This is a genomic window from Arthrobacter sp. NPDC056691 (assembly GCF_042791415.1).
Taxonomy (GTDB): Bacteria; Actinomycetota; Actinomycetes; order Actinomycetales; family Micrococcaceae; genus Arthrobacter.
This window is the reverse complement of record NZ_JBHTXX010000030.1, coordinates 1-21,326: the sequence shown is the minus strand read 5'-3', so window position 1 is coordinate 21,326 and position 21,326 is coordinate 1. Positions and strand designations below refer to the sequence as shown.

Sequence of the window (21,326 nt, the reverse complement as noted above, 5' to 3'; positions counted from 1 at the left end):
AGGTGACTCGCATGGCCGCGCCGGCCTTTGCCGAAGCGCCGGCCGCAGCCCGTGCTGCGGACACGACGCCCGTCAGTCAGACACCGCCCGTGAACCAGACCCACAGCCGCCTCATCTACTTTTCCTCGGCCTCCGAGAACACCAGCCGCTTCATTGGGAAGCTTGGTGCGGATGCCGCCAGGATCCCCCTGCATGCGAAGGACCAACCCCTCGTTGCCTGCGAACCGTTCGTGCTCGTAGTCCCCACCTACGGCGGGACGGGCGGCGAGGGTTCAGTGCCGAAGCAGGTCATCAGATTCCTGAACAACCCGGATAACAGGCGGCTGCTCCGCGGCGTCATCGGGGCCGGAAACACGAATTTTGGGGACAACTACTGCATGGCGGGCGACATCATCGCCGCCAAGTGCAATGTTCCCCACCTATACAGGTTCGAACTCATGGGTACGCCGGAAGACGTCTCCCGTGTACAAGAAGGATTGGAAGAGTTTTGGACACGACTGTCGCAGACACAGAAGTAACCAGGCCCGAAGGAAAGGACGCGTCCATGGACACGGCTGTTGAAAAGCAGGAGAAGCCGGCGCTCCCCGCCGCCTACAAAGGTCTGGGCTACCACGAGCTGAACGCGATGCTGAACCTGTACGGTCCGAACGGCGAAATCCAGTTCGAGGCTGACCGCGAGGCTGCCCACCAGTACTTCCTGCAGCACGTGAACAACAACACGGTCTTCTTCCACGACCTCGAGGAGAAGCTCGACTACCTGGTGAAGAACCAGTACTACGAGCGGGAAACCCTCGACCAGTACACGATGAACTTCATCCGTGACCTGTTCAACCGTGCCTACAAGAAGAAGTTCCGCTTCGAGACGTTCCTGGGCGCCTTCAAGTTCTACACGTCCTACACGCTGAAGACGTTCGACGGCAAGCGTTTCCTGGAGCGCTACGAGGACCGCGTGTGCATGGTCGCCCTGCACCTGGCCCGCGGCGACGAGCAGCTCGCCAGCCGCCTTGTGGATGAGATCATTGACGGCCGCTTCCAGCCGGCAACGCCCACGTTCCTTAACGCCGGGAAGGCCCAGCGCGGCGAGCTCGTCTCCTGCTTCCTCCTCCGCATCGAAGACAACATGGAGTCGATCGCCCGCGGCATCAACTCCGCGCTGCAGCTCTCCAAGCGCGGCGGCGGCGTTGCCCTCTCGCTGACCAACATCCGCGAACACGGCGCGCCGATCAAGCAGATCGAAAACCAGTCCTCCGGCGTCATTCCGGTCATGAAGCTCCTCGAAGACAGCTTCTCCTACGCCAACCAGCTGGGCGCCCGCCAGGGCGCCGGTGCCGTGTACCTGCATGCCCACCACCCGGACATCCACCGCTTCCTGGACACTAAGCGCGAGAACGCCGACGAGAAGATCCGCATCAAGACCCTCTCCCTCGGCGTCGTGATCCCGGACATCACGTTCGAGCTGGCCAAGAAGAACGAGGACATGTACCTGTTCTCGCCGTACGACGTCGAACGCGTCTACGGCGTACCGTTCTCGGACGTCTCGGTCTCCGAGAAGTACTACGAGATGGTTGACGATTCCCGGATCAAGAAGACCAAGATCAGTGCCCGGGAGTTCTTCCAGACCCTCGCGGAAATCCAGTTCGAGTCCGGCTACCCGTACATCATGTTCGAGGACACCGTGAACCGGGCAAATCCGATCGACGGCAAGATCACCATGAGCAACCTCTGCTCGGAAATTCTGCAGGTCTCCACGCCGTCCCTGTACAACGAGGACCTCACGTACGAGACCGTTGGCAAGGACATCTCCTGCAACCTCGGTTCGATGAACATCGCCAAGACCATGGATTCCCCGGACTTCGGTGCTTCGATCGAGACGGCCATCCGTGCACTCAGCGCGGTGTCGGACATGTCCTACATCAACTCCGTGCCGTCTGTCGCCGAGGGCAACGCGCAGTCACACGCCATCGGTCTTGGCCAGATGAACCTGCACGGCTACCTGGCGCGCGAGCGGGTGCACTACGGCTCCGACGAGGGCCTGGACTTCACCAACATCTACTTCTACACCGTGGTGTTCCACGCCATCCGCGCGTCGAACCTGCTGGCCATCGAAACCGGCCAGACGTTCGGCGGCTTCGAAAAGTCCACGTACGCCAGCGGCGAATTCTTCGACAAGTACACGGAGCAGGAGTGGGCCCCGGAGACGGAGCGCGTCCGCGAGCTGTTCGCCGGCACCCACATCCCCACGCAGGATGACTGGCGCGAGCTAAAGGCCTCCGTCGTGGAGCACGGTATCTACAACCAGAACCTGCAGGCCGTGCCGCCGACGGGTTCGATCAGCTACATCAACAACTCCACGTCCTCGATCCACCCGGTGGCGGCCAAGATTGAAATCCGCAAGGAAGGCAAGATCGGCCGCGTCTACTACCCGGCGCCGTACCTGACCAACGACAACCTGGACTACTACCAGGACGCGTACGAGATCGGCTACGAGAAGATCATCGACACGTACGCCGCAGCCACCCAGCATGTGGACCAGGGCCTGTCGCTGACGCTGTTCTTCAAGGACACCGCCACCACCCGCGACATCAACAAGGCCCAGATCTACGCCTGGCGCAAGGGCATCAAGACGCTCTACTACATCCGCCTCCGCCAGCTCGCGCTGGAAGGGACCGAGGTAGAGGGCTGCGTCAGCTGCGCCCTGTAGCTTCAACCAAATCGTGACCGTACGACGGCGGGTGCCCGCCCGCCGTCGTACGCTTTAAGTAAGAACCCACCCAACTTCTTAGGGGATGACATGACCGAAAAGGTCAAGCTGCTGAGCCACGTCGAGGCCATCAACTGGAACCGCATCCAGGACGACAAGGACGTGGAGGTCTGGAACCGCCTCGTCAACAACTTCTGGCTGCCGGAGAAGGTGCCGCTGTCCAACGACGTCCAGTCGTGGCACACGCTCACCCCGGCGGAGCAGCAGCTGACCATGCGCGTGTTCACCGGACTGACCCTGCTGGACACCATCCAGGGCACCGTCGGGGCCGTCTCGCTGATCCCGGACGCAATCACCCCGCATGAAGAGGCCGTGTACACGAACATCGCCTTCATGGAGTCCGTGCACGCCAAGAGCTACTCCTCCATCTTCTCCACGCTGGCCTCCACCAAGGAGATCGACGAGGCGTTCCGCTGGTCCACCGAGAACGAGAACCTTCAGAAGAAGGCCCAGATCGTCATGGACTACTACCAGGGCGACGACCCCCTGAAGCGCAAGGTGGCCTCCACCCTGCTCGAGAGCTTCCTGTTCTACTCCGGCTTCTACCTGCCCATGTACTGGTCCTCGCGCGCCAAGCTGACGAACACGGCTGACCTGATCCGCCTCATCATCCGCGACGAGGCCGTGCACGGCTACTACATTGGTTACAAGTTCCAGCGCGGACTGGAGACCGTTTCCGAAGCGCGCCGGCAGGAGATCAAGGACTACACCTTCGAACTGCTCTTCGAGCTGTACGAGAACGAAGTCCAGTACACGCACGACCTCTACGACGGCGTCGGCCTGGCCGAGGACGTCAAGAAGTTCCTGCACTACAACGCCAACAAGGCGCTGATGAACCTGGGCTACGAAGCCATGTTCCCCGCCTCCGTCACGGACGTGAACCCGGCCATTCTTTCGGCCCTGTCGCCGAACGCCGACGAGAACCACGACTTCTTCTCGGGCTCAGGGTCCTCCTACGTGATTGGCAAGGCTGTCAATACTGAGGATGAGGACTGGGACTTCTAGTTCTTCCTCCTCCTCTTGCGTCCCTTAGTTCGACGTCGTCCAGCTAAGGGACGCAAGAAGTCACCAACGGTGGAGACGGCGTTCCCCGAGCTGATAGATCTCGCCTGGAATCTGTTCTAAGGCTTCATCCGGCCGTGATCTTTATTCCGGCGACGGCGCCTGTCCAGGAACCCGTTGGGTCACTCCGCATCAGGTGGACACCGACGTATCCGGCCTGCAGTTCGACGACCTGCGACAGGATCTTCGAGCAGTCGAAGGAGAGTGAGATTGCCTCGGCACCTGTTCCTGGATCTTGGGTGAGGAGGATCTGGGCACCGTCGGTGCCCACGCAGGCCGGGCGGCTGCCGGGCGCCTGCTGGGTTCAACGACCTTCGACGGCGGCTCGGTGTCGTCCTCAAAGATAACTAGCGGCATCAGCGACGATAGGCTGTCGCTATGACGCTGGGGACGCGGCGGAGCCGACACATCAGCTACTTCCGGCTGGACGCCGGGGACGTTTCCTGGTGAACCCGTTCTTGGTTGTGCCTGTGTACACGCGCTGGACTCTTTTCGGCGGGCTAGCGACGGAGCCACAGATCGATCCTGGAGGCTGAGTGAAAGAAACGCTGCCGCAGCGCCGAATGCCGCTATGCTCCCACGCATGGGGAAAAGAATTTTGGGCAGGACCTTCGCCGTCGTCGCTGGCCTTTCGGTAGCGGCGATCTCGCTTCTAGCCGCGTGGGTAAACGGAAACATCCCGTTGCCGGCTGTTCTCGCCACTTCCTTTGCTCTCGGGGCCGCCACATTCCTGGCCGTGAGCAGGCAGGGCGCCAAGAACTCCAGCTGACGTCCGGGCCATCGCCTCTCATCTTGGGCCATTCATGCCGACGGGACCGCAATTTCTATCCGCGGACTATTCCTGTCCGTGCCGTCCAGACCAGCCGACCGCCGCGGAAATCCGATTCGCGACCGCCGGGAACAGAGTACTCGTCGGTGACGGGATAGCCGAGTCGGCCTTTCTCCCAGCCCAGGGACGCCCATTTGGTGCGGATCGCACCGCGGATGTTATGGGCGCCTGTTTTGGGTGACCAGTAGATCGAGGCTCCGCCCGAACCGGAGAAGTGGGTGTAGCGGCCCACCCGATCCGGCGTGATGTTCTCGTCGGTGGTTGGGTAGCCGAGCGGGCCTTTTTCCGAGCCCAGGGACGTCCATTTGGTCCGGATCGCACCGCGGATGTCATGGGCGCCTGTCTTGGGTGACCAGTAGATCGAGGCTCCGCCGGAACCGGAGAAGTGGGTGTACTGGCCCACGCCGTCGGACGCGGTCATCACGTCGGTGGTGGGGTAGCCGAGGGGTCCTTTCTCCCAGCCCAGGGACGCCCATTTGGTTCGGACCGAACCGTGGATCTCATGGGCGCCTGTCTTGGGTGACCAGTAGATCGAGGCCCCGCCCGAACCGGAGAAGTGGGTGTAGCGGCCCACCCGATCCGGCGTGATGTTCTCATCGGTGGTTGGGTAGCCGAGCGGGCCCTTTTCCGAGCCCAGGGACGCCCATTTGGTGCGGATCGCACCGCGGATGTCATGGGCGCCTGTCTTGGGTGACCAGTAGATCGAGGCTCCGCCGGAACCGGAGAAGTGGGTGTACTGGCCCATGCCGTCCGACGCGGTCATCACGTCGGTGGTGGGGTAGCCGAGGGGTCCTTTCTCCCAGCCCAGGGACGCCCATTTGGTCCGGACCGCACCGTGGATCTCATGGGCGCCTGTTTTGGGTGACCAGTAGATCGAGGCCCCGGCCGAACCGGAGAAGTGACTGTACCGCCCCACCGCATCCGACGTGACCTTCACGTCGGTGGTCGGGAATCCAAGCATGCCGGCGGCGCCGCCCGCGGCCTTGTAGCTGGTATAGATCGCCGCATGGACCTCGTGTGCTCCTGTGGCTGGCGACCAGCAGATCACCCCCGTGACGAAGTCCTGGCACTTTCCGTCGGCAACGGCGTACTGTCCGGTGAGGGCCCGCCCGAGGGATGACGAGGGGCGGCCGGCGCCGATCTGTTGTGCCTTGACAGCGATTGGGTCGTCGGTGCCGTTGCCGGTGAGCATAACCTTCAGCTCGCCTTGGCCGTCATCCGCGGTGATCAGGTAGAAGGTGTCCTGTGTGCCGGCCTGCCCGAGCGCCGTTGGCGTGAAGGTCACGCTCTGGAAGGCGGACTCACCAGGCGGGATGGAGATGCCCTCGGAGATGGGGGCGGTCGTGGTGAAGGCACCCTGAGGCGCCTTGGCCTTCGTGATCGTCATAGGGATGTTGCCGGTGTTGAGGATGGTGAAGTCAGCCGTGGCGGATGTTCCGACCGGGACGTCCCCGAAGTCCAGCAAGGGCGGCATTTCCAGGTGTGCCGCGCCGGAAACCGCGGTTGCGGTCAGCGGCACGGTCACGGATCCGCGGTCGCTGGCGACAACCAGGGAGTTGGTCACCGGGTCCGCCGTCGTGGGACTGAAAGTCACAGACACGGGGACCGAAGCGAACGGCTGGATCTGCTGGCCCACCACCGGCAGCGTTGTGGCGTCGACGCTGAGTTCCGCATTGGCCGGCAGGGTGACGCCGGTGATCCCGACGACGGTTGCGCCGGTGTTGACGATGTTGACCGTCTGCCGGTTGCTCGACAGGGTCGGCACGTCGGTGAACTGAAGCGCGGCCGGGGTGGCGCCGAGGCCGTCCCTTGTGCCGACGGCGTGGATGCCGAGGAGGACGGTCTCGCCGTCGTCCGTCGTGACGGTCAGCATCCCGTCCGCCTGCCCGGGAGCTGTGGGCGAGAAGGACACGGGGACAGTGAGGCTGCCGCCACTCGGCAGAGCCCCGGGCAGGCTGGTCGGAGTTCCGATCGTGAACGGTGCACCGGTTGTGACGGAGTTGACCGTCACGTCCCTGGTGGCGGTGATCGTGACGCTGCCGGTTTGGGTGGCGCCCACTTCGGCCGTGCCCAGATCGGTGTCCGCGGCGCCCACGGCTGCAGTTGTCGGGGCGCCGAAGCCATGGACGTGGCCGTCGCGGGTGCTGACGTACACCCGGCCGTTGTCAGTGGCCACGGAGGAGAACTTGGCTGCTGTACCTATCGGGGCGCTGAACACCTGTTGGAGGGACCCGGTGCTGTCCGGCAAGGCGCGGTAGGCCCGCAGCTCCGCACTGACCCCGGTTCCTCCGGTGGAGTAAACCGCCCAGACGAGGGCGGAAGACCCGTCGGTGCCGGACGAGGTCACCGTCGGCGCGCCGGATGTGTACCCGAAGGTGCCCGCCGACGTTCCGACGGAGGCGAGCCTGATCCCGCCCGTGCTGCTCGGCACAAGCTTGAATGCGCGCAGATACCCTCTGTTCTCGACGGTGTAGAGATACCCGCCATCACTCGTCCCGAGAAACGCGGGCCGGCCCCACACCCCGTTGTACGGCCCGGCGGTGTCGAGGACTGCATCGGTTCCGCCGGGTCCCTGCCCCATGCCACCCAAATTGTCCCGGTCCAGCAGGTAGACGTTGCCGTCCTTGCCGACCTGGACCAGCAGGTGCGGGTGCTCTGCGGTGCCATATCCGTCAGGAATGGCAACTGGGGCCCCGGAACCCAGGTCGGTGTCGTTCTGGTCCAGCTTGAGGTTGTTGGCGGGGCTGAAGAAGTCGGTGGGGCTCAGGTTGCCGTCACTTCCAACCTGGACCCTGACCACCGATTCGGCCAGGGTGCCGGGAGGGAGATGGCCCGGGCCGGCCTTCGGGGAGATGCCGTTGCCGGTGGCGAACAGGATCTGTCCGGGACCGTCGGAAACCAGTCCTCCGCCGGACTGCCAGATCCCACCCTCCGCGTTGGCGTTGCCCGACTCCGTGGCCCACATCGTCGTCTGCCGTCCGCTGGTGGATACCCCGACGACGTAGCCGACGAAGGGCGTGTAGTCGCAGTGGCTGGCGAAGCCCGCGTACACCACCCCGTCCATGAGCAGCAGCCCGGGCCGCTGCATGGCCGTCATGGCGTTGAAGGGACGGGTCGGATCGTTGGTGGGGGCACCGCTGATGAGGACGGGGAACCCCGGACGCTCCGCCCCCGTCGCCTGTTCGAGGGAGTGCATGTACCAGTGCGGGAGCTGCGGGGTGGCTCCGTCGTTCGTCTTGGCCAGCAGAAAGACGCTGTTTGTTGCGGGGTCGAAGACCGGCGTGGAGGTGATTCCGATGTTGGGCGTGAGGTCACCGCAGCTCACGGTCGACGCCGGCCAGGCCGGCCCGAGGGAACGCTGCCACTTCGTTTCCCCCGTGAGGCTGTCCAGGCCGTAAACCGCGTTGTTTTCCGTCGCGGCAATCACGGTGCCGCCGACCACGAGTGGCTGGGCGTAAACCTGCCCGTCCACCGCCGTCGAAAACAGTTTGCCGAAGTTCGACGACGACACGGACGACGGTGAGAGCGTGTTCTCAGTGCTGTCCCACCCGGTCCGCAGCGTATCGCGGCCAATCGTTCCGACGTCCGCCGCAGCGATTCCGCCCAAGGACAGCCCGGCCGATGCAAGTACTGCCGACAGAATTGCACTCCACGTGCTGCGGCGTCGCAGCCGCATGGAACGCCGGGTGAACAGCCTTGCCGCCGAGGCGCGAGTCAACGCCCCAGTTCCTTGTTGATCGCGCATGTTTGAGACCTGCTTCAGACCGTGGTTGAACTAGGCGCCGTGTCCAGTGCAGCTGGGGACTGCATCGGGCCCGGTTGTCCTGAGCGGGGCCTCCCAAACCCTTCAGCTGCAGGACCATCCCACTGTCGGAGTTGAGCCCTAGGAAAAAGTCGGAGGCGGCCCGCAAGAACCTGATTCCCACCCCCAAATGAGGGGTTGGTCCGCCGCCGTAGGCTACAAAGGCGCGGCGGAGCACGAAGGCGCCGCGTCCTGGTCAAGCTCCGCTGGCTTCAACCGGCCGTTCGAGGGCCATGAGGTCGTTAGCGGGTGATTCGGAATTGGGCTGAGAGCGTCTTTGGGTCGCGGGAGTGCTTGCCGACGAGGAGTTCGAAGGCACCCGGTTCGACGATTCGGTGGCCGTTTTGGTCCACGAGCGAGCATGAGGATGCCGGGAGGGACAGCTCGACGTCGATGGACTGTCCGGGTTCGATGCGGACCTGGGTGAATGATTTCAGCTCGCGTTCTGCCCAGGTCACGCTGGTGACGATGTCCGTGATGTAGACCTGGACGGTTTCCAGGGCAGGCCGGCTTCCGCTGTTGGTGAGTGTGACAAAGGCTTGCACCGTGTCGCCGGCGGCAACGGATTCGTTGGTGATGCGAAGGCCGGAGTATTCGACGGTGGTGTAGCTGAGGCCTTCACCGAACGCGAACAGCGGGTCCTGGGAAAGGTCGGCGTAGCGGTCCCCGTGCTGGCCGCGGATCTGGTTGTAGTAGATCGGAAGTTGCCCGGCGTGGCGTGCGAAGGAGATGGGCAGCCGGCCAGTCGGTTCGATCAGCCCGAGGACCAGTTCCGCTACTGCTTGGCCTCCCTTCATGCCGGGGTTGAAGGCTTCGATAATGGCTGCTGCGTCGAGGACGGACTGGGGCAGGACCGAGGGTTTTGATTGCACCAGAACGACCACGACGGGTACGCCGGTTTTGACGAGGCGGTCCACCATCTCTATTTGGCCGCCTTGGAGTTCCAGGGTCGCCGTCGATTTGGTCTCGCCGGCAAGCGCTACCGTGTCTCCGATGACAGCGACGACGTAGTCGGCGTTCCGGGCCGCCTTGACCGCTTCCGCGAGCATGGCCTCATCGGTCCCTGCCGCCAAAAACATCGGTGGCCGAGGCTGGCCGTCGGCGTACGTGGGACCCGCCGGGTCCGGCACAAGCCGCCCGACGTCGGCCCCTCTTGCGTGGGTGACCGTCCAGTCCTCCGGCACCATGGCGCGGAACCCGTCAAGGACTGTTGAGGTCAAGTGCCGTGGATGCCCTTCGGGCAGCCAGTTGATCTGCCCTGACGCCCCGGCCCAGTCGCCCAGCTGGGCGTGGGGGTCATCGGCGTTGGGGCCGATGACGGCAACTGTCCTGGGCCTGCCGGACGCGGCGGCTCTGTCCGTGCCGGATGGAGCCAAGCCGCCGTCGAGGGGCAGCGTGCCGTCGTTGGTCAGCAGGACGAGCGAGCGTCGGGCCATTTCCAGGTTGACTGCGGCGTGGTCTGCGGAGCCGATGACCTTGGCCTGGTGGGCTGCGTCCGGGATCCGGGGGTTCTCGAACAGGCCAAGTTCGAATTTCAGTGTGAGGAGGCGGCGAACGGCGTCGTCGATCAGTCGCTCGTCGAGATCACCGCGGTTTACGGCCTCCTGCGCTCCTTCGAAGAACTGCGGGGTCGTCATGACGAGGTCGTTGCCGGCCTCCACCGCGACGGTCGCGGCCTGGACGTCGTCCTCGCAGACCTTCTGTTCCCACACCATTCGGCCAACGTTGTCCCAGTCGGTGACCAGGGTGCCGGTGAAGCCCCATTCCCGCTTAAGAACGTCGTTGAGGAGCCACTTGTTGGCCGTCACCGGGATACCGTCGATGGCCTGGTAGCCGAGCATGAAGGTGCGGCATCCCGCTTCCACTGCATCCTGGAACGGCGGCAGGAACCACGACCGCAGTTTCCGGCGGCTGATGTCGGCTTCGCTGGCGTCCCGCCCGCCTTGGGTTTCGGAGTAGCCGGCGAAGTGCTTCGCGGTGGCGAGGATGGCAGTGGTGTCTGTGAGCCCGTTTCCTTGGTAGCCCCGGATCATGGCTTTGCCCAGGGCACCGATCAGGTGAGGGTCTTCACCGAAGGTCTCGTTGACCCGGCCCCAGCGCAGGTCCCGGCTGATGCAGAGTACAGGGGAGAAGGTCCAGTGCAGCCCCGTGGAAGCGACTTCGACGGCGGTGGCGCGGGCTCCCTTTTCCACCAGGGCAGGGTCCCAGGTGCTTGCCATGCCCAGTTGCGTCGGGAAGATGGTGGCGCCGGGCCAGAAGGAGTGCCCGTGAATGCAGTCGTCGGCCATCAGCAGGGGGATCTGCAAACGGGTGGTCAGCACGAGTTTGCGTGCCTCAATGATGCGTTCCGGGGAGGCGTGAAGGAGCGATCCGGCCAGTTTTCCGAGCACCAGGTTTTCAAGGTTGCCGCGGGCGTCGAGCTGCAGCATTTGACCCACCTTTTCCTCCAGGGTCATCCTGCCAAGCAGGTCCTCTACCCGTTCCGGGATCGGGACTGCGGGGTTGGTGTAGGGGGCGGTGTGCAGGCCGCTCTGCGGAGTGTTCACGGGAGTCTCATTTCTTGGTTGCTGCGCTGCGGTGCGTCAGAGGGTGAAAGTCAGGGTGCGTCGGTCGTCGGTGACGTGCTCGGAGATTGCTGAAGCAGCGGCCGGAAGCTTCACGCCGAGCCCAGCCGGCACCCATACCGTGACGTTCTTGCCGGAGGGCGTGCGTTTCCAGGCCACACCGACAGGCCCATGGGGCGTGGGAACACTGCCTTCTGCCCAGTCCAGCTCGCTCGGAGCCGGGTCGATGGCGACGCTGGTGAAGCCGGGCGCTGCCGGTGATACGCCGAGGATGTAGCGGGGGAAATGCTGGAGCGGGACGCTGCCCCAGGCGTGGCAGTCGCTGCGCAGACTGACCGTGTCCTCTGCCCAAGTGGTGAGGTTCTGCGCCAGCATGTCCTCCCAGGGAGTCCAGTCGATGGTTTCGTGGGCGTGGGCGTTCCGGAGGGCATCGAAGAGATCGAGCGCCGTGGCATAGGAACAGGGAGCGAGTTGCCTGTCGGCTACAGCGCGTCGGAGAAGATCGGTGGCCGCGCCGCCTTGGACGACACCGGAAAGTACGGCCCACATCTGGGCGTGGACGCTCTGAGGAGTCCCACGGTCGCTGTCCCTGTAGAAACCGGAGTCTCCGTCCCAGGCCGCGCCTCTCCTTACGGTTTCGGTGAGGGCATCGGCGCGGGAGGTGTATTCCTGGGCCAGTCCGTCGCGGCCGCAGAAATCGGCGATGGAGGCAGCGGCCCGTAAAGCCGACACATACATGAACGTGGCTATGGTGTTGGCCCGGCGGGGTCCCAGCTCGGGGACACCGCGGCTGGCCCGCCAGGCTTCGGTCCAGTCAACGAAGTTCCACAGGATCCCGTCGCCTTCTGCGGAAATAACGAAGCCGTCCGGGGCGAGCCGGTCGGCAAAGTAGCCCAGGACCGCGTCGATTCTGCCGATGAACCGCTCGGCGAACGAGCGGTCGCCGACGTAGTCGACGTGCTCTGCGATCATTCTGATCCAGTAGAGCGAGAAGCCGGGGATGAACTGCGGTTCCACGCTCGGGGACCGGCTCTCGGTCAGCCCTGTCGGGTTACCTGAGGCGGCGAAGTCCTCGATGGCGCGCCTGATGAGGCGGTCATCAGCCGACAGGTGCAGCGAGAACAGGGCCTGTGACCGGGTGTCCATGGCGTACTGCAGCTGTTCATAGAAAGGGCAGTCCTCGAACGTTTCATGCATGCAGTTCAGCAGGGTTCGCACGCTGACGTCCCATAGCTGGCGGTGCACGTCTGAGGACGATGAGAACGTGCCGGTGATGTCCAGAGGGTAATGCGTGAGGGTGAGTTCCACGGACTGCAGCCGGAGCGGGGAGTCCGCCGTAGTGATGCGGAGCCGCACGTACCGGAAGGTCCTGAACCAGAAGGGCGAGAAGACTTCGGCGACCTCCGGGGTGCCGGTCCCCGAGGCGTGGTACTGATCCGGGTCCCCGTAGAGGTCGCCGGTGACGTGGTCGGTGCGGTCCGCTTTGCGCCGGAGCCAGGGTAGGTCGGTTGGGGGTTGTTCGTAGCATTCGGCGGCCGTTAATTGCAGACGGGCTCCTTTTCCAGCTTCGATGGCGACGGCCAGGAACGCGGTCATCAGGAAGCCTGCATCGAGATCAACGCTGATGTCTGAGCGGGGCGGGATGTCGATGGTCCCGCCGCCGAGGAGCCGGGACCAGTCAATTCCCGGGTCCGTTGTCTTGGGGACGCCGATGAGTGGCATGGGGGCAAGGGTCAGTTGGGGGATGGGCCTGGGTGCGAGGGGTGGCCTGGGGGTTGCCCTGAAGGGCTCTTGGTTATCCAGCGAGGGGACCTGCCAGGCAGCGTCATCGAAGCTGCTGGTGAGCCAGTCGTGCTCGCTGGCTGCCCCGTCCATGGTTTCCTGGATGCCGAGGAAAAGGGTATTGCGGCCCTGATGGAACTGGCGGCCCTTGACCACACAGCATCTCCAGGCCGCCGGCGCGGAGAGGTCGGTTTCGCCGACGGTTCCCCTGACCAGCAGGCCGGGCCTGCCGGTGCGTTGGACGGATGCGTTTCCGAGGGACGTTGTTGTGTAGGTCAGCACGTCGATCCCGATGATGTTCTCGCCAGGGACCAGGAGAGCTGCGACGTCGACGGTGTCGGCGAACCAGGTTCGGCCGGAGGGTTTGGCGGGACCGGCGGCAACAAACGCGCCATTGACGTGAAGCTTGTAGCGTGAATCCGCGCTGATGTGAACCCAGACCGGGGCGGGGGCGGGGAATTCGATGGTGACCCGTGCACGGAACCGCATGGTTGAGGCGACGCTGTCGGGGGAAGCCGCGTGGGTGTCTGCTGGCAGTTCGAACCATGGACCGCCAAGATCCTGCTTCGTGACGACTTTCTCTGTTTGAACCACTGGGAAGCTTTTCATTTCTTATCGACGTGTCGTGGGGGGTGGCGTTTAGCCTGCACCAGGGCGTGGAGAGGGGCGGCCATGGATGATGACCGCCCCTGACCTGGTCCTACTTCAGTGCGCCGGTAAAGGCTTCCTGCATCGCGGTCAGGACATCTGCCGGGGACTTGGTGCCGCCGAGCATTTCCTGGATACCGGTCAGGTGCAGGTTCTGCACCTGCGGTGAGGGCCAGTCAACGTCCGGGAACGGAACCGTCTTGTTGTCCTTGACGAACGGCACTTCGAGCTTGTTGATGTCGTTGGCTTCAACCACGCCGGTGGGTGCGACACCGAACTTGTCGGCGTTCATGGCGCTGCCGTCCTTGCTGGCCAGGAAGGCAACGAACTTCTTGGCACCGTCTGCGTTCTTGGCCTTGGCGTTGACGCCCCAGCCCACGCCGAGTCCGAAGCCAAGCCGGGTGTCGGAGGCGTTGTCCGTCGCCGGCAGCGGGGCCAGCGTGACTTTCAGCGCAGGGTTGGCCTTGGTCATGGAGTTGGCCATGGTGGAGAGCTGGATGGCGCCGAGGGCGCGGCCGTCTGCGACCATGGCTGTCTGGTTGTCCACGGAGGTCCCCAGGGCGTCCTTGTTGAAGCAGCCCTTGTCGAACATCTCCTTGTACTTGGTCATCGCGTCCTTCCAGCCGCTGTCCTGGAAGGTGACTTCCTTGTTCAGCTGCTTCTGGTTGAAGTCCGGGGTTTTGGAGTACATGTCGGTGGGGACCAGGGCGTAGGTGACCAGCTGGGTAACCCACTGGGTCTGGGCGCCCAGGGCGTAGGCGACCTTGCCAGCCTTTTGCGCGTCGGCGCAGAAAGTGAGGACTTCCGGGTAGGTGGTGGGGATCTTCAGGCCTGCGTCCTGAAGTGCTTTGGAGTTGTAGACACCGCCCAGGGTGTTGGCGGTGGCCACGTCCGTGAACATGTACCGCTTGCCCTCGTAGCTGGTCGGGGATGTGGTGGACTCGGGCTGGGAGGAGGCCCAGCTTTCACCGGAGAGGTCGGCGAGGTAGCCGTTCTTGGCCAGGGTACGCACGGCGGTGGCGTTTCCGCTGCCGGGGAAGACGTTCAGGACGTCCGTGGCGGTTCCCGCCGAGAGGCGGGTGCCCATCTGCTGGTTGTAGCTGTCCGTGGGGATGATCGTGTATTCGACCGTCTGGCCCGGGTTGAGCTCGTGGAACTTGTCGGCGATGGCCTTCCACTTCTCATCGGAGCCGGAGAGCCGGGCCACCGTGACGGTGCCGTTCGAGCTGGCTGCCGGGGCGTTCGAGGAACACCCTGTGAGGGCGATGCCGACGGCGGCTATCGCGCCGATGGCGGTGAGGACTTTCTTGTGACGCATGGTTCTCCCTTGAAGTGCATGGGTTTGGGGATTTGAGGGGTCGGTGGTGCTGGTTGGGCGGTGACGTTGCGTTCGTAGTGCGCTCAACCCTTCAGGCCTCCGGCGAAGCCCTTGATGATGCTTCGCTGCAGGAGGAAGTAGAAGATCAGGAGGGGGATGATGCCGATGATGAGGGCCGCGAAAATCGTGCCCCACTGGTTCACGTACTGCCCGGTGAAGGAGTAGATCGCGATCGGGATCGTGTTGGTTCCGCTGCCCGAGAGGTAGAGCAGCGGGGTGAAGAAGTCGTTCCAGACGTGGATGGTGTTCAGGATGACGACGGTGCCGGTGATGGGCCGCATCAGCGGGAAGACGACCTGCCAGAAGATCCGGAGCGGGCTTCCGCCATCGAGCGTGGCGGCCTCTTCATAGTCCAGGGGCAGGGACCGCAGGAACTGTACGTAGAGGAAGATCGAGAAAGGCATCTGGGCACCGACGTAGATGATGACCAGGCCCCAGATCGATCCGATCAGGTGGAGGTCGCGGAAGGTGGTGTAGAGCGGGATCAGCGCCAGCAGGCTGGGGATCAGCAGCCCGCCGAGGAAGAACGCGAAGGTCAGCTTGGACCAGGACCGGGTGATGCGGGCCAGCGGGTAGGCCGCGGAGGCGCTGATCACGACGATCAGGAACACGGACACCACGGTGATGATGATGTTGTTGACCATCGCCGGGCCCAGGCCACCACTCACCCACGCGGTGACGAAGTTGTCGAAGGACGGGGTCTCCACGGGCGCCAGGGACGTCGTGACGCCCCCTGCTTTGAGGGCGGTGTTCAGCAGTACATAGACGGGGGCTGCGAACAGCAGCCCGACGAGGACCATGACGGCCTCGAGGACGCCCGTCTTCAGGGTGTAGCGCTTCATTTGTTTTCTCCTCGGCGGAGCAGGGTGAACTGGATGATGGAGGCGATCGCGACGAACGCGGTCAGCACGAGGGTCAGGGCGGTGCTGTAGCCGAACAGCTGGAACTGGAAGGCGTCCTTGTAAGCGATGGTGCTCAGGCTTTCCGTGGCGCTTCCCGGCCCGCCCTGGGTCATGATCAGCACCTGGTCGAAGAGCTTCAGGCCGCCGATGAGCGAGAGCATCAGGTTGATGGTCATGGACGGTGCCAACAGCGGCCGGGTGATGTTCCAGAAGGTCTTGAACGAGCCGGCCCCGTCGAGGCCGGCTGCCTCATAGATGTCCTCCGGAATGCTCTGCAGGCCCGCCAGGAAGATCACCATGGAGTAACCGGCGAACTGCCACACCACCACGGAGATAATCGCGGGCAAAGCCAAGTGGGCGTTTCCGAGCCAGTCCTGGGCCAGGAAATCCAGGCCGATGGCACGAAGGGCGATGTTGAGCGCCCCCTGAGGTGCAAGGATGTACTGCCACAGGTTCGCGACGACCAGAGGCGTCACCACGGCCGGGGCGAAGAACAGGACGCGGAGCCAGTTGCGGGAACGGATAGCTGAGTTCACGCCCAAGGCCAGAAGCAGTCCGATGAAGTTCTGAACCACCGTGACTCCGACGGCATAGAGAGCGGTATTCAGGATGGACGCGCCAGCGGCAGAGTCCCTGAACACGCGGAAGAAGTTGTCCAACCCGACGAAGTCGAAGCGCGGCGACAGCCCGTCCCAGTCCGTGAGGGAGTAAAACGCTCCGCGCCAGCTTGGGATCACAACAATCAGCGTGAAGAGTGCCAGTGCAGGCACAAGGAACCACCACGGTGCTCTGGTGCCGGCGCCCACCTTGCGTCTGCGGGTCCGGGCCGGCCCGGGCCTTGGTGTCGTGGAACGTCCAGACACCCCTGCGCGGGGTTCTGCGAGTTCACGTTGCGTCATCGCATTTCCATTCTCTTCGTCGAGGACGTCTCCGCGTCTGCGGAGGTGAAACCCCATGGGTCTGAATCGTTTCAGAGCAATTGCTCGAGCCAGCCTTCGACTCGACGCGCTTGTGGGGTGTCCAGTTCTATAATTCTTAGTAATACGTTCTACGGAAAACTCGGCAGAAAGGCCCTGAATCCGTGTAGTACGTTATACACTTTCTATAGCGTAGATCACAACATGCTGATCTGCCAAGAGGCCTCGGCCGCAGATGCGGTATGAAGGAGTAGTCCAGATGAAGGCAGCCAAAGGGGGCGCTATGAGTAAGGGCTCCGTCAGCAAACGGCCCACAATTGTGGATGTTGCTGCCCATGCAGGCGTATCCACGGCGGCGGCATCAAAGGTACTTCGAAACGCGTATGGCGTCAGTCCCGAGATGAAGGCCAAGGTTCAAGCCTCCATGAAAGCCCTCGGCTATCGGCCGTTGGCTTCCGCGCGGGGGATGCGTGGACGAACCCACACGGTGGCTGTGGTGGTCGCAGACCTGCACAACGAATTCTCATCGCTGCTGGTTGAAGGCATCCGCAGAGAGTGTGAACGGCAGAAATACCGGCTCCTGGTGGCACCCGCCGGATCCGGCAAAGCTGCCCAGGACAGGATGGTCGAAGACCTGATCGACCGCGGAATGGACGGAATCGTACTGATCTCCCCGCTCGGGACAGATGCAGAACTTGAGATGATGGCGAAAAGCATCCCGAGCGTGGTGCTGGGCCGGCACGGAGCGAGCCCGGAATTTGATTCCGTCGCCGCCGACGATTTTGGCGGCGCCAACCTGGTTGTGGACTATCTCGTGTCGCTTGGACATCGGCAGATTACGTATATCAACCACACAACTGAGGGAACCAACGACGCCCGGCTCCCCGAGGAAGTTCGCGTTCGCGGATATGTCGACGCCATGATCCGCCACGGGCTCGGCGACGCGATTGACATCATTCAATCGCAGTGGAGCCAAGAAGGCGGCGAAGAGTCCGGACGGGCCATCCTGTCCCGGACCACAAAGCCCACGGCCGTGTTCGCCGGCTGCGACGTCGCAGCTTTTGGCGTCCTGACAGCACTATGGGAAGCGGGCATCCGTGTTCCGGATGAAGTGTCCGTGGCTGGATTCGACAACATCTTCACGACATCTCTCGCGCCCATTTCAATCACTACCGTGGATCAATCAGGCCTCGACATGGGCGCCACAGCAGGACGCCTCCTTCTGGAGCGCATAAGTGGCCGAACCGAGGCCGTGAACAGTGTGGTGCGACCAAGTCTGGTGACTAGAAAGACAACGGCAGCACCCGCGCCATACCCGGTCGACGTCGCACCAAGGCAATAGACCGCTTGGCCCAATTGGAGGGGTGGGCCCGAACCGCCACGTCAATGCATTCCGGGCACGTTGGAGGTCAGGAAGGCTTTGATCTTGCTGGCCATGGCGGGCGCCTGGGTCCAGTGCAGGTAATGTCCGCCGGGAAGCATCACTGTTTCGTGGTGGCGGACGTTTTGCAGCCGGTTCTCGTGCAGCCCCGGGGCCGGAGGGGTCTCCTTCGCGGAGGCGAGGAAAGTCAGCACTGGAAGGTCGTCCGGGTAACGCATTGTCTGGACCTTGCGGGCGTTGTCGGCGATCCTGTTGGTCTCGTCGAGGACGGAGGGGTTGCCGAAATTCCAGTTGGCCATCTTCAGCATTTGATCCCGTTCACCGGCGGTGTAGGCGGTGCCGTCCGGCTCCACGAGGCCGGGTGCTAGTGTTATGGCCCAGCGGAGCAGTCCGCTTGCAGCGATCAGTCCTTCCCAGTTGATGCCGCCGGCGGGGACTCCTGTCTGGTCTGCGTGGATAGTCGTGGCGGCGGGCACTGTGGGGTCGATGCCGATAACGGCCGAAACGTCGCCGCGGTACCGGTTGGCGTAGGCGAGCGTGTAGAAACCGGCGATGGAATGGCCGCCGAGGACGTAGGGTCCGGGCACGTGCGCTTTTGCCAGCGCCTCATGCAGTTCGGAGGTGATGTTCTCGACAGTGCGCTCCGCCGGGGTTTGGTCGCTGTATCCGTAGCCGAATCCTTCCACGACGACGACGTCGTAGTCCCCGAGTTCCCGGATGAGCGGTGCGAAGTCCAGCGCTGGCGCCGGCGTTCCGAGGCCGCTGAGCAGCACAATGGACTTTCCTGTCCTGCGTTTCGCTGGTGTGTGGACCACGTTGAGGGCGCCGTGGCTTGTCTGCACCCTTTGCCCGTACGGAGCGGTTGCGGCCCGCTCCGCCTGATTCATGGCGAGGTTGGCGACCGTGGAGGTGAGGAGGAGGCCCGCCACGATGCCAGCGGTGATGCACACGGTGCGAAGCCGGCGATGCCTGCCCTTGGCGGGCCGGGAAGAAGCCTGTAGGGGAGTCGGCTGAAAGTTGATCATGGGTTAAGACTGGCAACCCGCGGCAGCGAGGGGGAGTGGTAAAAATTGCCAGGATGAAAAGGATCCTGCAGACAGGGGATCCGGACACTGGCTGCGTGGGTACAGTGGCATCATGCACCGTGTCGTTGCCTTGGCGTTGCCGGACGTGGTCGCCTTTGACCTTGCGATTCCAGCGCAGGTCTTCGGCCATGAGGACGAGCGGAAGCTGTACTCGTTCGGGGTCTGCGCCGCCGAACGCGGCCTGGTCCCCACCACAACCGGGTTTGCCATCCACGCCGTGGAGGGGCTTGACGCCCTTCTGTCGGCTGACACCATCGTTGTGCCCGGGTTCAGCCCGCTGAAGGACCCTCCGGCCAACGTCTGCGAAGCCCTCCGTGCGGCGGCGGGGAACGGAGCCCGGATGGTGTCCGTCTGCACAGGGGCTTTCGCGTTGGCGGCCGCCGGCCTCCTGGACGGCAAACGCGCCACGACCCATTGGCGAAACGCCCAGCACCTGCAAACCCTGCACCCGGCAGTCGCCGTCGACGCCGGGGTGCTGTACATCGACGAAGGCGGCGTCAGCACCAGCGCCGGTGTCGCGGCAGGAATCGACCTGTGCCTGCATCTGGTCCGCAAAGACCACGGCACCGAGGCAGCAAACCGCATCGCCCGCCGAATGGTCGTAGCCCCCCACCGCGAAGGCGGGCAGGCGCAGTTCATTGAACGGCCCGTTGCTGCGCCGCTGACCCACTTTGCCGACACCTGCGCCTGGGCCAGACAGCATCTGACTGAGCCGCTGACGGTGGTCGACTTGGCCGGGCACGCAGGCTGGGCGCCCAGCAGCTTCGCACGGAAATTCCTCGCGGAGGCCGGAACAACACCGTTGCGCTGGCTGACCAGCCAGCGAATGGCCGAGGCGTGCCGTCTGCTCGAAACGACCGACCTGACCGTGCAGGCAGTCGCTGCCAGGACCGGCCTTGGAACGGCAGCCAACTTCCGGCTCCACTTCATGCGCGAACTCAACACCACACCCTCCAGCTACCGCCGCCTCTACCAGGGGCGCAACCGCAGCCTGACGCGGGAAGGCGAGTGGCCAGGAGCACGCCTCTGAATGCAGCGCGCCTGGTGGCACGCCGCGCAAATGGTAAGTACCGTCGTCGTAAGTACCAACGCGCAATCAGTCAGGGGCAGCATGAGCAAGAACGGCAGGAACCGGAATAAGCGCAAGGGTCCCGCCCATGCGGGAAGTTCAGCCGCACGCGGTTCTTCGCCCGCTTCGCTGAGCTCATTCCGCGCCGGGCGGGCCGTCGACTCGCTCGCGCCGGCATTTGTCCGGTGGTTCGACGACGGTGCTCCCGGCGCTGCTGCCACCGCCCTCGATTGCCTGGCAGCCATAGAAAGCGTCATGGGCCGGTACATGGACCGCGTGGCCGCTGCTGACCTGACAAGCCTTGATCCCGTGGTCCTGGCCGAAGCTCTTGCTGACGATCTCGCCTCCACGGCCGGAGACGAAGACGACGACCGTGGTGAGTTTGTTGTCGCTGCTGTGCACGGGTTCGTAGACTTTCTTGCGGACACTGACCGGTGGTCAGGTTCAGCCGAACGGCTCGCCGACGTCGTTGAGCTTCTCAACTCACTTCTGGGGGAGACGGATAGCTGGGCCCTGGTCGAGGTGCCCGTCATTTCCGACGACGACGCCCTGGAGGCCTTCTCGGAGCTCCCGCTCATCCGGCGGACCACGGAACTGCTTCAGTGGATCGGCGACGCAAAGCCGGTGACCGGAACCGGGGCACTCAGGACGAAGGACATCGAAGCGGCGGCGGCTTACTTCGGGCTGACAGTCAGGGGCGGCGCCAAGCAGGCCGGAGCCCTGCAGGACGGGAACGGCGGTTCGGAAAAGGCCGTGCCGACAGTCCGCAGCATGTATGACGTGCCGCTCCTGTCGCAGGTGTGGGAGGCGCTGGCCCGCACTGAACTGATCGAGATCGGGCCAACGAAGGCGGAGCCGTCGCCTGCTTCCGCCGTCTTCCAGGCCGGCAGCACGCAGGACAGGCTGGAAGAACTGGTGTTCTTCGTCGAACAGTTCCTCTCGGCCTCCGTGCTTGGCTACGACCCTGAACAGCCCTGGGAAGTCCTCGTTGCCGCAACGGTGGCCTCGATCCTTCTGGCGGCGGCCTCGGAAGAACCTCCGCGGACGGACACCATCCTAATATGTGACGGATTCTGTCAAGTGGGCAGACGGCTGCGGGCCCGGGGGGTGTGCTGTCCGGCGGGCTGGTTGTTTGTTGTGGGGCCG

At 63.9% G+C, this 21,326-nt stretch carries 14 protein-coding genes; 6 read left to right on the top strand and 8 right to left on the bottom strand.

The features are described from left to right. The first annotated feature begins 11 nt into the window (after positions 1-11). The 3 genes from nrdI (at position 12) to nrdF (ending at position 3,766) form a co-directional block, all read left to right on the top strand. Positions 12-518 carry a class Ib ribonucleoside-diphosphate reductase assembly flavoprotein NrdI gene (gene nrdI, locus ACFRAU_RS19925; RefSeq protein WP_377997544.1) on the top strand — a complete coding sequence of 169 codons (507 nt, stop codon included), beginning with the start codon at positions 12-14 and terminating at the stop codon, positions 516-518. Between the two features lie 26 nt (positions 519-544). Then, positions 545-2,701 carry a class 1b ribonucleoside-diphosphate reductase subunit alpha gene (nrdE, locus tag ACFRAU_RS19920; RefSeq protein ID WP_377997545.1) on the top strand — a complete coding sequence of 719 codons (2,157 nt, stop codon included), beginning with the start codon at positions 545-547 and terminating at the stop codon, positions 2,699-2,701. A 90-nt stretch (positions 2,702-2,791) separates the two neighbouring features. Beyond that, positions 2,792-3,766: a class 1b ribonucleoside-diphosphate reductase subunit beta gene (gene nrdF / locus ACFRAU_RS19915; protein ID WP_377997546.1), complete on the top strand. Its 975-nt coding sequence runs from the start codon at positions 2,792-2,794 to the stop codon at positions 3,764-3,766. Between the two features lie 124 nt (positions 3,767-3,890). On the opposite strand, the gene ACFRAU_RS19910 is transcribed toward nrdF, so the two are convergent. The 7 genes from ACFRAU_RS19910 to ACFRAU_RS19880 all read right to left on the bottom strand — a co-directional run bounded on the left by ACFRAU_RS19910 (position 3,891) and on the right by ACFRAU_RS19880 (position 16,627). Beyond that, positions 3,891-4,094 carry a hypothetical protein gene (locus ACFRAU_RS19910; protein ID WP_378001184.1) on the bottom strand — a complete coding sequence of 68 codons (204 nt, stop codon included), beginning with the start codon at positions 4,092-4,094 and terminating at the stop codon, positions 3,891-3,893. A 553-nt stretch (positions 4,095-4,647) separates the two neighbouring features. Beyond that, entirely contained in the window at positions 4,648-8,370 is a 3,723-nt protein-coding gene (locus ACFRAU_RS19905; protein WP_378001183.1) for a choice-of-anchor D domain-containing protein, read from the bottom strand. A 326-nt stretch (positions 8,371-8,696) separates the two neighbouring features. After that, entirely contained in the window at positions 8,697-11,000 is a 2,304-nt protein-coding gene (locus tag ACFRAU_RS19900) for a glycoside hydrolase family 3 N-terminal domain-containing protein (RefSeq protein WP_378001182.1), read from the bottom strand. A 36-nt stretch (positions 11,001-11,036) separates the two neighbouring features. Then, positions 11,037-13,394, bottom strand: coding sequence for an alpha-L-rhamnosidase C-terminal domain-containing protein (locus ACFRAU_RS19895; protein WP_378001181.1), 2,358 nt, complete (start codon positions 13,392-13,394; stop codon positions 11,037-11,039). Between the two features lie 106 nt (positions 13,395-13,500). Next, positions 13,501-14,766, bottom strand: coding sequence for an extracellular solute-binding protein (locus ACFRAU_RS19890; protein WP_378001180.1), 1,266 nt, complete (start codon positions 14,764-14,766; stop codon positions 13,501-13,503). Between the two features lie 83 nt (positions 14,767-14,849). After that, positions 14,850-15,668 carry a carbohydrate ABC transporter permease gene (locus ACFRAU_RS19885; protein ID WP_378001179.1) on the bottom strand — a complete coding sequence of 273 codons (819 nt, stop codon included), beginning with the start codon at positions 15,666-15,668 and terminating at the stop codon, positions 14,850-14,852. Further along, positions 15,665-16,627: a carbohydrate ABC transporter permease gene (locus tag ACFRAU_RS19880; RefSeq protein WP_377997420.1), complete on the bottom strand. Its 963-nt coding sequence runs from the start codon at positions 16,625-16,627 to the stop codon at positions 15,665-15,667. The genes ACFRAU_RS19885 and ACFRAU_RS19880 overlap by 4 nt, the downstream gene beginning before the upstream one ends. Before the next feature lie 277 nt (positions 16,628-16,904). Between ACFRAU_RS19880 and ACFRAU_RS19875 the strand changes: the two genes are divergently transcribed. Then, positions 16,905-17,987 (top strand): LacI family DNA-binding transcriptional regulator, encoded by a 1,083-nt coding sequence (locus ACFRAU_RS19875; RefSeq protein WP_378001178.1) that lies wholly within the window; start codon positions 16,905-16,907, stop codon positions 17,985-17,987. Between the two features lie 41 nt (positions 17,988-18,028). Here the strand turns inward: ACFRAU_RS19875 and ACFRAU_RS19870 are convergent, their stop codons facing one another. Continuing rightward, the gene (locus tag ACFRAU_RS19870; protein ID WP_378001177.1) at positions 18,029-18,976 is read right to left on the bottom strand and encodes an alpha/beta fold hydrolase; all 948 of its coding nucleotides are present in this window, start codon (positions 18,974-18,976) and stop codon (positions 18,029-18,031) included. A gap of 187 nt (positions 18,977-19,163) precedes the next feature. On the opposite strand from ACFRAU_RS19870, the gene ACFRAU_RS19865 reads away from it, so the two are divergent. Then, a complete protein-coding gene (locus ACFRAU_RS19865) occupies positions 19,164-20,141 on the top strand; it encodes a GlxA family transcriptional regulator (protein ID WP_378001176.1) in 978 nt (325 codons plus the stop codon). A gap of 81 nt (positions 20,142-20,222) precedes the next feature. Next, positions 20,223-21,326, top strand: a 1,104-nt coding sequence (locus tag ACFRAU_RS19860) for a hypothetical protein (RefSeq protein WP_378001175.1), incomplete at its 3' end; no start/stop codon positions are given.